Source organism: Peterkaempfera podocarpi, assembly GCF_042466665.1.
GTDB classification, from domain to species: domain Bacteria; phylum Actinomycetota; class Actinomycetes; order Streptomycetales; family Streptomycetaceae; genus Peterkaempfera; species Peterkaempfera podocarpi.
In genome coordinates this window covers 4,575,097-4,589,606 of the sequence record NZ_CP162102.1, presented here as the reverse complement: position 1 = coordinate 4,589,606, position 14,510 = coordinate 4,575,097, and the positions used below count along the sequence as shown (strand labels likewise).

Here is a 14,510-nt window from a genome sequence, read left to right as displayed (position 1 = left end):
CGGCGGCCGCATTGCCCGAGAGGATTGACACCCATGGCACAGCGTGTAGTGGTCACGCTCTCCGACGACCTGGATGGCGGTGCGGCGGAGGAAACCGTCCACTTCGGCATCGATGGCAAGTCGTACGAGATCGACCTGTCGACCGACAACGCCGAGAAGCTTCGGGAGGTCCTCGCGCCGTATGTGACGGCCGGCCGTCGGCAGAGCCGTTCCGGCAAGTCGTTCCGGCGCACCGCGCTCGCACCGGACCCGGCCGCGGTGCGCGCCTGGGCCCAGTCGCACGGAATGGACCTGCCGGCTCGGGGTCGGATCCCCAAGCATGTGTACGAGAAGTTCGCCGAGGCCAGCTGAGCCCGCTGGCCCGTTCGGGCGGTGCGGCCGGCCTTGCGCCGGTCGCGCCGCACGGGTCGCCCCGACCACCCCGGCGGATGGGGTAGAGTACTTCTCGTCGCCACGGCCCGGCAGGGTGGTGGCGGCAGGCACCAAAGGTGCCAGGCGGACGTGGCTCAGTTGGTAGAGCATCACCTTGCCAAGGTGAGGGTCGCGAGTTCGAATCTCGTCGTCCGCTCGTAGCAGGACAAATGCATTGCCCCTCTCACCAGGGGTGATACCATAAAGATCATGCGGACGTGGCTCAGTTGGTAGAGCATCACCTTGCCAAGGTGAGGGTCGCGAGTTCGAATCTCGTCGTCCGCTCCAGATCCGGAGGCCCACTCGAAAGAGTGGGCCTCCGGCGTTTTCATGTACGCGTCAGACGGGCAGAACCCCCTGCATGACGCCGAGCAGGCTGCTTGACCAGGCCCGGGGGCTCACCGGGGACCAGCGCAATGCCTTCGTCGCCGCCTATCTCGGGTGGGCCATGGACGCCTTCGACTACTTCCTCGTGGTGCTCGTCTACAGCGAGATCGCGGACGAGTTCAAGGTCTCCCTCACCGACATGGCCTTCCTCACCACCGCCACCCTGGCCATGCGTCCGGTCGGTGCCTTCCTCTTCGGTCTCTGGGCCGACCGCCGGGGCCGCCGTCTCCCCCTGATGGTCGATGTCCTCTTCTACTCCCTGGTCGGCTTCGCCTGCGCCTTCGCCCCCGACTACACCGTGCTGCTGGTGCTGCGACTGCTCTACGGCATCGGCATGGGCGGCGAATGGGGCCTGGGCGCCGCCCTCGCCATGGAGAAGATCCCCCCGGACAAGCGGGGCTTCTGGTCCGGGGTGCTGCAGGGCGGCTACTCCCTGGGCTATCTGCTCGCCGCCGTCGCCTTCCTGGTGATCGAGCCGGTCTTCGGCTGGCGCGGACTCTTCGCCTTCAGCCTGCTGCCCGCCCTGGTGGCCCTCTGGGTACGCAGCAGGGTCGCCGAGAGCGAGGTGTGGACCAGCGCCGTACGGCAGGGCCGCACCCCGGCGCGCCAGGTGTTCCGCAACCCCGCGGTACTGCGGCGGTTCTGCTACCTGGTGGCCCTGATGACCGCCTTCAACTGGATGTCCCACGGCACCCAGGACGTCTACCCCACCTTCCTCAAGAAGGGCCTGGGCTTCTCCCCGCACACCGCGATCGCGGTGGCCGTGGTCTACAACATCGGCGCCATGGCCGGCGGCATGCTGCTGGGCGCCTGGTCGGAGCGGCTGGGCCGGCGGCGCACCATCATCCTGGCCGCAGGCCTGGGACTGCCGGTGGTGCCGTTCTTCGCACTCTCCACCACCCTGGGCCTGCTGATGGCCAGTTCGTTCCTGATGCAGCTCTGTGTGCAGGGCGCCTGGGGCGTGATCCCGGCCCACCTCAACGAGTTGAGCCCGGATGCCATCCGCGGCTTCTACCCCGGGGTCACCTATCAACTGGGCAATCTGATCGCGGCTCTGAACCTGCCGATCCAGGAGGCGTTGGCGGCGGACCACGGCTACCCCACCGCCATCATGGTGACGGTGCTGCCCACCCTGGTGGTGGTGGTCCTGCTGAGCGCGGTCGGCAGGGAGGCCAAGGGCATCAGGTTCGGCGGCCCGACGGCCCCGACGGCCCCGCGGGCCGCACAAGCGGGTCCCGCGGGGCCATGAGCCCGAGCACCGTCCGGGTCAGGACCAGGGGGTGCCGGTGAGCCGCTCGTACGCCTCGACGTACTTGGCCCGGCTGCGCTCGACGATCGCGTCCGGCAGCGGCGGCGGGGGCAGCTCGCCGGTGCGGTCCCAGCCGGACTCCGGGGAGGAGAGCCAGTCGCGGATGAACTGCTTGTCGAAGGACTCCTGCGGACGGCCCGGCTCCCAGCTGTCGGCCGGCCAGAAACGGGAGGAGTCGGGGGTCAGCACCTCGTCGGCGATGACCAGCCGCGGGTCGTCCTTGTCGGAGTCCGGGTCCAGGCCGAACTCGAACTTGGTGTCCGCCAGGATGATCCCCCGGGACCTGGCGACATCCCTGGCCCGGCCGTAGACGGCCAGTGTGGTCTGCCGCAGCTGGGCGGCGGTGTCCGCGCCGATCCGCCGGGCGATCTCCTCGTAGGAGACGTTCTCGTCGTGCTCGCCGACCTCGGCCTTGGTCGCCGGGGTGAAGATGGGCGCGGGCAGCTCGGATCCGTCCACCAGGCCCTCGGGCAGCGCAAGGCCGCAGACCGTGCGGTCCCGCTCGTACTCGGCCAGGCCGGAGCCGGTGAGGTAGCCGCGGGCCACGCACTCCACCGGGAGCATCTCCAGGCTGCGGCAGATCAGGGTGCGGCCCGCCCAGTCGGCGGGGGCGCCCTCCGGGATGTCGGTGGAGATGACGTGGTTGGGCACCAGGTCGGCCAGCAGGTCGAACCACCAGAGCGAGAGCCGGGTGAGGATCCGGCCCTTGTCGGGGATCTCGTTGGGGAGCACCCAGTCGTAGGCGGAGGTCCGGTCGCTGGCGACCATGACCAGGTCTCCGGCGGCGTTCCGATAGAGGTCGCGCACCTTGCCGGTGTGGATGTGGTCCAGTCCGGGCACCTGCACCGGCTCAGGCTTCACGACGAATCCGCTCAACGGTCCTGTCCTTGTGGTCGGGGGGCTGCCACCGGGGAGTCTTTCACGCGCCGTGGCCGGCGGTCCGAGCCGGTCGGCCGTGGACCGTCCCGGGAGTGGCGGGCGAGGCGGCCGGACGGGCCGCCGGCACCGGGCCGGAGTTCGCCGGGGACGGGACGCCGCCGTTCCCCCCGGACCCGGGGTTGGCGTCCACCACCACCCGGTCGCCCTCCCCGACCACGTCGTCGTCCAGCGGCCGGATCTCGGTCCAGCCGCCGCCCGTGGCGCCGGTGAGCACATCCGTCCGGCGGCGTGCCCCGCCGCGGTAGACGACGACCGTGGTGCTGCCGTCCGGGCCGGTGCTGAGCGCCGCGGTGGGCACGGCCAGCACCCGGCCCCGCGACGGCGGGGTCTGCACCGTCACCAGCACGGCCCGCGCGGCCAGTCCCGGGTCCAGCTCATGGTCGGGGCGGACCACCATCGGGTAGCCGGGCCCACCCGGCGCCACCGCGCCACCGGGCACCGCATCGCCGGCCGCCGCACCGCCGGGTGATGCGGTGCCGGCCACCGCGCCCACCGGCTGCATCTGCACCGGTGCGTCGGCGACCGAGGCCACCGTGCCGCTGGCGCTGACCCGGCCGGTCTCCGAGACGATCCGCACCGTCTGACCGGGCTGCACCAGACCGCGCGCATAGCCGGGCAGCCCGCTGCGGATCACCAGCCCGTCGCCCGAGACGGTCATCGCGCTGCGGGTCACCACGGATCCCACCGATGCCGCCACCGAGTCCACCGTGGCCGGGAACCCCTTCAGATAGAGCACTTCGGCGACGGGCAGCATCGGCCCGTTCGCCGTCTTCGCCTCCGCCAGCCGTCTGCGGGCGGCGGCCAGGTCCTCGCCGCTGCGGGCGACCTGTCGTTCCGCCGCCTGCACGGCCTGCTGCGCAGCGGCCCGCTCCGCCGCGGCCGAGCCGGAACCACCGTCGGCCGCCGCCTTGGCCAGCACGGCCCTGGCCCGGGCGGCCCGCAGCGTCTCCCGGTCGTCCTGCCACGCCCGGCGGGCCGACGCCACCGCGTCCTCGGCCGCCGCGCGCAGCATGGCGCCGTCGGGCTGGGCGGGCAACGGGGTGTACCCCCGGGAGCTGTAGAGGGCGGTCAGCGCGACGGCCGTACCGGCGCCGAAGTCGGCGTCCTTGTCACTGCCGGTGGGAAAGCCCAGACCGTGCAGAGCCTTCTGCAACTGGCTGACGTCTCTGCCCTGGGCGCCCGGCTTGAGGTCCCGGTACGCCGGCAGTCCGCCCGGCAGTGCGAACACCGGGCGGCCGGAGATCTCCACCAGCACCCGGCCGGCGGCGACCAGCTCACCGGTGCGCACCGGCAGACCGGTCACCACGGCCCGCACGGTGTCGCCGCGGTCCTGGGTGAGCGGTGCCACCTGTACGGTCTGGCCGGCCTCCACCGTGCCGGGGGCGGTCACCGAGCCGTCCAGCGACCGGCGCTCCACCCTGGCGGTCAGCACCGTGGGACCCGGGTCGCTGATGGTGAGCCAGGCCGCCACCGCGCCGCTGGCCAGCAGCAGCGCGCCGATCAGCAGCCCGGCTGCCAGCTGATGCTCCGACACCCATCGCCACCGCCGTGGCGTCCCCGGGTCGTCCCCGTCCCGGGCACCGCTCCCGGGCACCGCCATCTGCTGGCCACCGCCGGACATCTCCGGCCCCTCTCCGTCCGTGAGCACCTGCCGTGGGCCACCAGAGATTCCGGCGTAACACACTAACCAGCCCACAGTAGGACAAATACCATCACGGTTTTGGGCCACCGGCACCACGCCGCAGGGCCGACCGGGGCAGCCCCCGTCGGGTCAGCCCCTCATCGGGTCGACCGTCGGCCGGGTCAGCCCCGTTTGCAGATACGGTCCAGCAGATTGGCCGTGGCCCGCTGGATGCGCTCGTCGGTGTGCCCCGGGCGGTCCAGCGCCGGCGACCAGGCAAAGGTGCCGGAGGCGAAGACCCAGGCCCCGCTGGGCGCACGGTAGAGGGACGTCTCATGGTGGCGGCGGACGCCGGTGGCGTCCTGGTACGGCGAGTGCGCCAGCAGGATCCGCTCGGTGCTCTCCGGCAGGGCGACCCTCGGGAAGTAGTGGTCGGCCTCCCCCGCGACCAGGCCGGGCACCTGCTCCTCCTCACGCAGCCCGGTGCCCTCCCAGAGCCAGTGGTCGGCGTTGCGGACGACCAGCGGCACGGGCTCGGGCACCCGGCCGGCGTACTGGATCCCCAGCAGGTGCTGCTCCGGCTCGCCCGCGTCCCGCCAGAGGGCCGTACGTGCCCCGGTCGGCCCCTGGAACGGCACTCCCGGGCCGGGGCGGCGGCGTTTGCGGCAGCTGACCAGCCGGTCGGGCTCACCGGCCGGCGAGGGTGCCAGCTCCACCCGCCAGTACATGGTGTTGGCGGAGAGGAAGACCAGAGAGGTGCCGGCGGCCCTGGCCCGCTCGGCGGCCCGGCGCATCGGCGCCGACCAGTACTCGTCGTGGCCGGGGAAGATCAGCGCCCGGTAGCGGGTCGGGTCGACGGCCCCTGCGTGCAGGTCGGTGGCGGTGGCGTAGGCGAGGTCGTAGCCGTAGCGCTCGGCCCAGCGGACGAAGTCGTAGGCGTGCCCCACATGCAGGGGCAGACCGGCGCCCGCATAGGGGCGGTCGAAGGAGACGGTCACCGCGGCCTCCTGCTCACCGAGCAGCCGGCCGGTCTCGTCCCAGGCGTGGTAGAGGCTGGCACCGGTGCGGCCGTCCTCGGGAAAGAGGTTGTAGGCCTGCCAGGTGACGTCCGGGAGCAGCAGCAGCAGATCGGCCGGACGGTCGTCCCGCACCGTGAAGGGGATGTGGCTGCGGTGGCGGTTGTCCACGGTGGTGAGGACCGCGACATAGGCGCCCGGCTGCCAGTGCGCGGGGATGTGCAGCCGCCAGGAGAGCCACCAGTGGTGGCAGGAGACGGTGCGGCCGGCCACCAGCGGGGGCGGCTGGCGCAGCCCCGACACGCCGGGGCCCGCGGTCATGTGGTGGGCGCCTGCGCCGCCGTAGTGGCCGATCCGGTAGACGTCCACGGTGAACTCCCGGGGCGGGTCCACGCTGACCCGGAGGTCGACCGAACCGCCCGGACGCACCACTCCGGCGGAGGCGAAACCTTTGATCTGGCAGTCGACGTCGTCCGAGTTGCGCGGGGCGCCGACCGAACCGGATCCGTCCGGCGCACGCCGGGCCCCGGGCAGCAGCTGCTGGCCGGGGGCGCCCAGCTCGACGTACCAGGGCACCACGGTGCCGGTGGCGTCCGGTCCGGTGCCCTCGACATAGGTGTCGGCGCCGCGCAGCCATGGCAGCGGGCCCTGCCCGAAGGGGTCGGTCACCCCGTGTGCGAGTGCTCCCGACTCCCAGCGGCGGATCTGATCGGTCCCCACTCGTCCCTCCTGGCCCCGGCGCGGACGTGTGCGAGTGCGGCGGCCATCCGGCCACCCGCGCCCGGCGTGCGTCTAGGACATCACATCAAGCCACCGTTTCGTCACCCCGCGTACTGGCGAATATGACGGGAGCACGTGCCTTTTCGGCGGAGCGCCCGGCAGAGCACCCCCGCCCCCGCCTCAGGGCAGTCGGACCGGCTTCTCCAGCCGTACCCCGACAGCCTCCAGCCACTCCCGCAGCGGCCCGTCGTCGCCGTGCTCCACGGCGCCCGCGACGACGGCCGAGAGGTCGGTGCGGCGGACCCCGTCCACCAGCAGGGCGGGGCCGTCCAGCCAGTCCAGGCCCGGTGTGGCGCCCGCGGTGTCCACGGCGGCGCAGCAGACCATCGCGCTGAGATGGTCCACCAGCAGATCGCGCCCGGTGCGCGGCGGCGCCAGCCGGACGACCGGAGCGGCGTCCTCCTCGGCTGCGGCTGCCCCGTCCACGGTGCCGCGGTCGTCCCCGGCGTGGGGGAGCCCGGCCCGGTCGTCCCCGGTGCGGTCCTCCCCGGCCCAGTCGTCGAGGACCGCCGCCAGCCGGTCGCCGTCACCGGCCCGCAGCCGCTCCAGCACCCGGGCGACGGTGGGTCCGTCGTGGCCGCGGCCCGGCAGCGGCCGCCGCCCCGGGCCCTCGGGGCGGATGTGGTCCACGGCGGCGTACAGCGCGGCGGCCTGGGTGCGCCAGATACGGTCCACCACGGCGTCCGGATACTCCTCCCAGCCAACCCCGCGCCAGCCCCGGCCGCCGCTCGCGGCGTCACCGGGGAGGCCGTGGAACACCCGGGCGGCGAGCAGCGAGGTGGCCTCGTCCACCGCTCCGGGCTCCTCCAGCAGATCGCAGGCCGGGCGGTCGCCGAGCCGCTGCTCGAAGCCCTCCGCCAGCCGGTCCCGGCGGGAGAGCTCGGTGAGTGCGGACACCACACCGGCGTTGAGGTGTGCGGGGAGGCGGCGGATCCGCCACGCGGGCAGTGCCACCCGGGTGAGCAGCCGGTCCCAGCCTGCATAGACCAGGCCGACTTGCTCCTGAGCCGCGATACGCAGCCCGTAGTCCACCGTCTGCGCCTGCTGCGAGGCCCAGCCGGCGACAGCCCGTTCCAGCTCGGCGGCGTGGCCGCGGCAGGCGCCCAGCAGGGCGCGGGTGATGCGGTCGAGCACCGACAGGGCCGGGCGGCGCAGCCACCGCCCTGCGGGCGTCGGGGCGGACCGGCCGCGGTGCACGGCGGCTCCGGCGGCGTCCAGGCCGCGGACGAAGCGACGAGCGGCGGCGATCTCGGGGTCTGCGGAGGCCGCGGTGCCAGCCACCACGGGGGCCAGCAGGGCGCGCAGCTCGCAGACCCGCATCCACCAGAGGAAGGGAGAGCCCACCACCAGGACCGGTGCGGGCGGCTCCGGGCGACGGCCCGGCAGGTACTGCGGCCAGCGCCCGGAACGCGGGGGATCGGCGTCCTCCAGCCAGCTGTCGCAGTCGGGGGTGAGCGCCACCGCGGACGGGGCGGGGACCTCCATCCTGGCGGCGAGGTCGCGGATCAGCCGGTAGAGCTCAGGGGCCTCCTGCTCGCGGACCGTGACCGCGGGTGTCCGCAGCGGCCGGGCACGGGCGAAGACCACGGCCACCGCGCCGGCGACCAGCAGACCGAGGACGGCCACACCGCAGGCGGCCCAGCGGGCCGCGTCCCAGGCCGCGGCGTCGGGGGAGCCGGGGGCGCCGATCCGGCCGCTGATCCGCCCGGCCAGCAGGACGACGGCGACGGCCGCAGGGAGTGCCGCGGCCGCCACGGCCAGGCCGCGTATCCGCAGTACCGCATGGGCACGTGCACGTGCCGCGTCGACACCTGCCACCTTCTGCCACGCCCCTGCCGCCGCGCTGCCCTGCCGCCGGTCGTACTCCGGCGGAGGCCTGCGGCCCGGTCCGAAGAGTTCAAGAGTTGCAAGAGTTCAAGAGTTCACAGTTCCCGATGACACCCTGGTACGTGGAACGGTGGAGAAGCACCGCCGCCCGATCACCGGCCGGGCGCTCTGCGTGGTGCCTCTGTCACATCTGACGCCTGTGCTCGGGCCGCCGTTCCGGGATCCGTCTCCTTCCCCCGAAAGAGGCGGGTGTTCCTGAACCGCAGCATCCCCCCGTGCGGTTCCGGCCACCCGACGGGGCTTCCCCCGGGCAGCGACCCGCAGCGCGGTTCTGGGCACCATAAGGCCGTCACTGGCCCCCCGTCAGCCGGATGCCCCTCGCGTCACCCGAAGGACTGTGCGGGCGGCTCCGTTCGCCGTCGGACGCCCCCCGGCGCACCGGGCCGGAAAACAGCACGGGGCCGTGAGCCCAGTGAGGTGAGGGCCTTGCCCGGCACGCCAATGGGCCCACGGCCCCGCTGCATCCGCCGTGAGATCGCTGTCCGGTACCGGGCGCCGTCCGCCGCGGGGGCGGGGCCCACGGCGTCGGGTGTGTCCACCTGCACGCCGGCGGCCGTCCTCGTACGCGGGGCGTACTCGGGCGGCCGCCGGGGTGCGGCAGGGGCGCGTACCGGGTGTCGCGGGCCGGCGGGATGCGCCGGCCCGGACCTATGCCCGGTCCGGCCCTGCGGCCTTCAGCGCGATGTCACTGCGGTGGTGCGAACCGGCCAGGCCGATCCGCCCGACCGCGTCGACGCGCCCGGCCGCGCGCCTCGGCGATGTCCTGTCCGACGGCGGTGACGGAGAGCACCCGGCCGCCCGCCGACAGCACCTCGCCGGTCGCGCCGTGCCGGGTCCCTGCGTGCAGCACATAGGTGGAGCCGTCCGCGGCCTCGGCGTCGGCAAGGCCTTCGATGGGGTCGCCGGAGCGGGGCGCCGCCGGGTAGCCCTCGGCGGCGATCACCACGGTGACCGCGGCGCCGTCGCTCCACCGCAGCGGGGCGAGCTCGCCGAGCCTGCCGGTGGCGGCCGCATGGAGGACACCCGCCAGCGGGGTCTTCAGCCGGCCCAGGACCACCTGGGTCTCCGGGTCTCCGAAGCGCGCGTTGAACTCGATCACCCGGACGCCGCGCGAGGTGATCGCCAGTCCGGCGTAGAGCAGCCCGGAGAACGGGGTGCCGCGGCGGCGCAGCTCGTCCACGGTGGGCTGGAGGACCGCCTCCAGCGTCTCCTCCACCAGCTTGGGGTCGGCCCAGGGCAGCGGCGAGTAGGCGCCCATGCCACCGGTGTTGGGGCCCTCGTCGCCGTCGTACGCCCGCTTGAAGTCCTGGGCGGGCTGCAGCGGGACCACGGTGGTGCCGTCGGTGATCGCGAAGAGCGAGACCTCGGGGCCGTCCAGGAACTCCTCGATCACCACGCGCTCGCAGGACCCGGCGTGGGCCAGGGCGGCATCCCGGTCGCTGGTGACGACCACGCCCTTGCCTGCGGCCAGACCGTCGTCCTTGACCACGTACGGGGCACCGAAGGCGTCCAGCGCCGCCGCGGCCTCCTCCGGGGTGGTGCAGACGTAGGAGCGGGCGGTGGGCACACCGGCCGCGGCCATGACGTCCTTGGCGAAGGCCTTGGAACCTTCGAGCTGGGCGGCCTGCCCGGACGGGCCGAAGACCGGGATGGCCCGGTCGCGCACGGCGTCCGCGACACCGGCCACCAGCGGCGCCTCCGGGCCGACGACCACCAGGTCGACGCCGAGCGAGGAGGCCAGGTCGGCCACCGCGGGGCCGTCCAGCTGGTCGACCGGGTGCAGCCGGGCCACCTGCGCGATACCGGCGTTGCCGGGGGCGCAGTGCAGCTCGGTGACGTCGGGGTCGAGGGACAGGGAGCGGCACAGGGCGTGTTCGCGGGCGCCGCCGCCGATGACAAGGACCTTCACGCCTGGCAAGGGTAGTGCCTGGTCGCCCGTGGGCCGTGCGCTGCGGGCCGCCCCCGGCCGAGGAAATCGGCGATTTGTCGATTCCGTCATATTTCGCCACCTCGGAACACCCACTCTCCTGGGTGAAATCCACATCGCCTCGCAACAGCTCCCACCTCGGTGTCCGGGGTCGCACGGTGAAGCGGATCATGTCGGAAGAGTCCCCACGATCAGCCATTTGGCGGTAAGAAGTCCTCTTGGAGAGCTGCCGGCACCCGGCCGGTACGGCCCGCACAGGGAGTCCCACAGGTGAGCCAGCCGGAAATGCAGCCCGAGGAGAACCCCTGGGGCAAGGAACCAGGCGAGGAGGACCAGTCCATGGCGACCGCCGCCGCGGACGTGTCGCAACCCCGCCGCACCGATCTGAGCGCGCGTCAGTTCCCGCTGGGCGACTGGGGCGAGCCGGCGGAGCGGCTGGAGGAGCTGTACCGCTGGTCCGAGGAGCGCGCCGTCGAGGCCATCGACTGGTATCTGCGCGACCGGGCCTGGAAGCGCCGCGCCGCCCGCGCGCTGCGCATTCTCGCCGCGCTGCTCGCGGTGGGCGGCGGGGTGCTGCCCCTGGTCGATCTGACCGGGAGCTGGACCGGTGCCTCCCGCTGGGGCTATCTGCTGCTGGTACTGGCCGGCGCGTGCCTCGCCGCCGACCGGGTCTTCGGCCTCACCTCCGGCTGGATGCGCGACATCAGCACCGCACAGGCCATGCAGCGCCGCCTGGAGGCATTCCAGTTCGACTGGGCGTCGGAGTGCGTACGGGAGGTGCTCGGCCCCACCGAGGGCACCGCCGGGGAGGCCGCCGAGCGCTGCCTGGGCGTGCTGCGTCGGTTCTGCGAGGACCTCTCGGACCTGGTCCGCAGCGAGACCGCCGAATGGATGATGGAGTTCCGCGCGACCATGACCCAGCTGCCCACCCAGGCGCCCGGGGTCTGGGGAGGGCGCAGCGAGGGCGGCTCCGGTGCCCAGGTCAGGGTTCTGCCGTCGCCGGGCAGTCGGCCGACCATGCCGCGCCAGCGCCCCCCGGAGGGGCCGCTGCGCTGAGTCCCCGTACCGTCGGCGGGTGGCCGGGGGAGCAGCGGGAGCCGCTCCCCCGGCCACCGGCCGCTTGGGGCCTAGTGCCGCCCCCGGGGAGGGCGGCGGACCCCGCCGCACGGTTCCCCGCGCCTGTCGCCCGGTTGCCCGGGTCAGGCGAAGACGATCATCGACCCCTGGCCCAGGCTGCGGATCGCCGCCGCGTGCAGCCCCGCCCAGGCGTGACGCTCCCGGGCGTAGGGGCCCAGGTCGTCCAGCGGCGGGCTGAACGGCTGCTCCAGCTCGGTGGGCCCCAGCGGCTTGGTCGGCCGGGGCGGCGCGGACGGGTCGATGCCCAGCACCGGTGCCACCGCCTGCAGCTCGCGCAGCAGCCCGTGCGCGGACCCCAGCGGACCGCCCGCGTCCAGCAGCGAGTCGTCCACCAGCGGGGCCTCGAAGTCCACCGGCACATAGGCTCCGGCGTGGTCGAAGTGCCACACCAGGTGCGACTGCTCCGCGGTGGACTCGAACATCTCCAGCAGCTGCTCGTAGTCGCTGCCCAGTGCGTCCACCGGTGTCACATCGAACCCGGTGAGCTGGAGCAGATAGGCGCGGCGCAGAAAGTGCAGCGAGTCGAAGTCGAAGGCGGCCACCGGCTCCACGTCCCCGCTCAGGCCCGGCATGTAGCGGTAGACCGGCACCTCGGGCAGCCCGTGCGAGAGCAGTGCGGCGTTGTAGACGTCGAGATCGTCCCGGAAGGGGTTCTCCGGAGCATGGCAGAGCACATCCACGAGCGGAACGAGCCAGATGTCGCAGGCCACGGGCACTCCAGTGCGCTTGCTGGCGCGGGGGTCGGGGGGTGGGCGCGGTCGCATACCGGTGGCGCTGCGTAGCGCGCCCCGGCACGGAACGCTCACCCTACCGGCCGGGTGCGGCCTCGTCGCCAGGCATCGGCTCACCGATCGGCTCACCGAGCAGCATCAGCAGCCGGGCCGCCTCGTCGAGCCGGTGGCCGCTCACCCGGGCCATCATCGCCACCAGGGACCGGTTGTAGTCCAGCACCGTGCGGTGGGCCCCGGCGCGGTCCCGCTGTGCGATCCGCTCGACCAGGTCGAGGTGGCCGTCCCAGCACAGCCCGGCCAGGTCGGAGCGTCCCCGCAGATAGGGGGCGGCGAACATCCAGGCCTGCACCCGCAGCCAGTCCAGGTAGTCGGCGATCCGCGGATTGCCCAGCAGACCGCAGGCCTCATGCCAGAAGCGGCGGTCGCAGCCGACCAGGACGTCCAGCTGCCCGGCCCGCGCCGCCCGGCTCGCCGCCTCGGCACGGCGGTGCACCGTCGGCAGCCTCCCCCAGTCGACGCTGTTGGGCCGGCGGCCCAGGTGCCGGAAGACATTGTCCATCAGCAGGGTGCGGGCCTCGACGATGTCGATGAAGTCCTGCCAGGTCAGCACGGGTACGGCAAAGCCCCGGTGGTGCTCCATCCGCAGCAGGCCCTGGGCGGTGAGGTCCACCAGCGCCTCACGCGCGGGGGTCGCCGAGACTCCGTAGAGGTCGGCGATCTCCTTGACCGTGAAGTGCGCTCCGGCCTCCAGCCGGCCGGCCATCATCTCCTCGCGCAGGGCGTTGGCGACCTGCTCGCGGAGGCTGCTGCGCCGCACTGCGGTGTGTCCGCTTGGTGCGGGCATGTGGGCACTCCTCCTCGACGGCCTGCCTCCCCTACACCGTACGCGACGGGGAGGACAGGGCGCCGTGGGGTTACGGGGGAGCGGGCCGGTCAGCCGGTGTGTGCGTCGGCGATCGTGAGGACCTCGTCCAGGATCGCGAGGCCTTCCTTGGCCTCCGCCTCGGAGACGGTGCACGGCGGCACCACATGCAGCCGGTTCATGTTGACGAAGGGCCACAGACCGCGCTGCTTGCAGGCGGCGGCGAGTTCCGCCATCGGCTGGTTGGCCGGACCGGCCGCGTTGTACGGGACCAGCGGCTCCCTGGTGTCCCGGTCGCGGACCAGCTCCAGCGCCCAGAAGACGCCCATGCCGCGCACCTCGCCGATGACGGGGTGCCGCTCGGCGAGCTCCCGGAGTCCGGGGCCGAGCACCCGCTCGCCGATCTCGCGGGCGTGCTCCACGATCTGCTCCTCCCGCATCGCATTGATGGTCGCGACTGCGGAGGCGCAGGCCAGCGGGTGGCCGGAGTAGGTGAGGCCGCCGGGGTAGGGGCGCTCGGCGAAGGTCGCGGCGATCCGCTCGGAGATGGCGACGCCGCCCAGCGGCACATAGCCGGAGTTGACGCCCTTGGCGAAGGTGAGCAGGTCGGGGGTGACGTCCCAGTGGTCCGCCGCGAACCACTCGCCGGTGCGGCCGAACCCCGCCATCACCTCGTCCAGGATGAAGACGATGCCGTGGCGGTCGCAGATCTCCCGCACCCCGGCCAGGTACCCGGCCGGCGGGACCAGGATCCCGGCGGTGCCCACCACCGTCTCCAGGATGACCGCGGCCACCGTCTGCGGGCCCTCGAAGGCGATCACCTGCTCCAGGTGGGCCAGCGCCCGCTCGCACTCCTGCGCCTCGCTGTCCGCGTGGAAGTTGGAGCGGTAGGCGTACGGCCCCCAGAAGTGCACCACGCCGGAGGTGCCGGTCTCATTGGGCCAGCGGCGGGGGTCGCCGGTGAGGGCGATCGCGTTGGCGGTGGCGCCGTGGTACGAGCGGTAGGTGGAGAGCACCTTCTGCCGACCGGTGTGCAGCCGGGCCATCCGGATGGCGTTCTCGTTGGCCTCGGCGCCGCCGTTGGTGAAGAAGATCTTGTCCAGGTCGCCGGGGGTCAGCTCGGCGACCAGCCGGGCGGCCTCACTGCGTACGTCGATGGCGAAGGCGGGCGCGAACGTGCAGAGCGTCGCGGCCTGCTGCTGGATGGCGGCGACCACCTTGGGGTGCTGGTGGCCGATGTTGGTGTTGACCAGCTGGGAGGAGAAGTCCAGGTACTTCCGGCCGTCGTAGTCCCAGAAGTACGAACCCTCCGCACCGGCCACGGCGAGGGGGTCGATCAGGCCCTGCGCGGACCACGAGTGGAAGACGTGTGCGCGGTCCGCGGCCTTGACGGCCTGTCCGGCGGTGGGATCGGCAGCGATGCTCATGACGCTCACCCTAGGAAGCCCTGCGGCCCGGCGGCAGCTTCAGCCTGTCTGCCGCTGGGCCCGGAGCACGACACCC

At 73.3% G+C, this 14,510-nt stretch carries 10 protein-coding genes, 2 tRNA genes and 1 pseudogene; 5 read left to right on the top strand and 8 right to left on the bottom strand.

Annotated elements, in window-relative coordinates; genetic code table 11:
• Window positions 1-33: 33 nt before the first annotated feature.
• From AB0761_RS20135 to AB0761_RS20120, 4 genes are all read left to right on the top strand, one after another.
• A complete protein-coding gene (locus AB0761_RS20135) occupies window positions 34-351 on the top strand; it encodes an Lsr2 family protein (protein WP_055586310.1) in 318 nt (105 codons plus the stop codon).
• Between the two features lie 144 nt (window positions 352-495).
• Window positions 496-568: transfer RNA gene (locus AB0761_RS20130), tRNA-Gly, on the top strand.
• Window positions 569-623: 55 nt separating this feature from the next.
• Window positions 624-699, top strand: a tRNA-Gly gene (locus tag AB0761_RS20125).
• Window positions 700-772: 73 nt separating this feature from the next.
• Window positions 773-2,047, top strand: a complete 1,275-nt coding sequence (locus AB0761_RS20120) for an MFS transporter (RefSeq protein ID WP_377270467.1) — start codon at window positions 773-775, stop codon at window positions 2,045-2,047.
• A gap of 18 nt (window positions 2,048-2,065) precedes the next feature.
• On the opposite strand, the gene AB0761_RS20115 is transcribed toward AB0761_RS20120, so the two are convergent.
• The 5 genes and pseudogenes from AB0761_RS20115 to purD form a co-directional block, all read right to left on the bottom strand.
• Window positions 2,066-2,983 (bottom strand): phosphoribosylaminoimidazolesuccinocarboxamide synthase, encoded by a 918-nt coding sequence (locus AB0761_RS20115; protein ID WP_377270466.1) that lies wholly within the window; start codon window positions 2,981-2,983, stop codon window positions 2,066-2,068.
• 43 nt (window positions 2,984-3,026) lie between these two features.
• The gene (locus AB0761_RS20110) at window positions 3,027-4,580 is read right to left on the bottom strand and encodes a peptidoglycan-binding protein (protein ID WP_377270465.1); all 1,554 of its coding nucleotides are present in this window, start codon (window positions 4,578-4,580) and stop codon (window positions 3,027-3,029) included.
• Between the two features lie 269 nt (window positions 4,581-4,849).
• Complete coding sequence (locus AB0761_RS20105; RefSeq protein WP_377270464.1) at window positions 4,850-6,403, bottom strand: N,N-dimethylformamidase beta subunit family domain-containing protein; 1,554 nt, start codon at window positions 6,401-6,403, stop codon at window positions 4,850-4,852.
• 180 nt (window positions 6,404-6,583) lie between these two features.
• Entirely contained in the window at window positions 6,584-8,281 is a 1,698-nt protein-coding gene (locus AB0761_RS20100; RefSeq protein WP_377270463.1) for a hypothetical protein, read from the bottom strand.
• A gap of 717 nt (window positions 8,282-8,998) precedes the next feature.
• Window positions 8,999-10,259 (bottom strand): annotated as a pseudogene (gene purD, locus AB0761_RS20095) (phosphoribosylamine--glycine ligase).
• Between the two features lie 288 nt (window positions 10,260-10,547).
• On the opposite strand from purD, the gene AB0761_RS20090 reads away from it, so the two are divergent.
• Window positions 10,548-11,333 (top strand): SLATT domain-containing protein, encoded by a 786-nt coding sequence (locus tag AB0761_RS20090; protein WP_377270462.1) that lies wholly within the window; start codon window positions 10,548-10,550, stop codon window positions 11,331-11,333.
• A 143-nt stretch (window positions 11,334-11,476) separates the two neighbouring features.
• Here AB0761_RS20090 and AB0761_RS20085 read toward each other — a convergent pair whose 3' ends face one another.
• The 3 genes from AB0761_RS20085 to AB0761_RS20075 form a co-directional block, all read right to left on the bottom strand.
• The gene (locus tag AB0761_RS20085; protein ID WP_377270461.1) at window positions 11,477-12,124 is read right to left on the bottom strand and encodes a hypothetical protein; all 648 of its coding nucleotides are present in this window, start codon (window positions 12,122-12,124) and stop codon (window positions 11,477-11,479) included.
• Window positions 12,125-12,221: 97 nt separating this feature from the next.
• Window positions 12,222-12,989: a GntR family transcriptional regulator gene (locus AB0761_RS20080; RefSeq protein ID WP_377270460.1), complete on the bottom strand. Its 768-nt coding sequence runs from the start codon at window positions 12,987-12,989 to the stop codon at window positions 12,222-12,224.
• Window positions 12,990-13,078: 89 nt separating this feature from the next.
• Window positions 13,079-14,434: an aspartate aminotransferase family protein gene (locus AB0761_RS20075; RefSeq protein ID WP_377270459.1), complete on the bottom strand. Its 1,356-nt coding sequence runs from the start codon at window positions 14,432-14,434 to the stop codon at window positions 13,079-13,081.
• Between the last annotated feature and the right edge of the window lie 76 nt (window positions 14,435-14,510).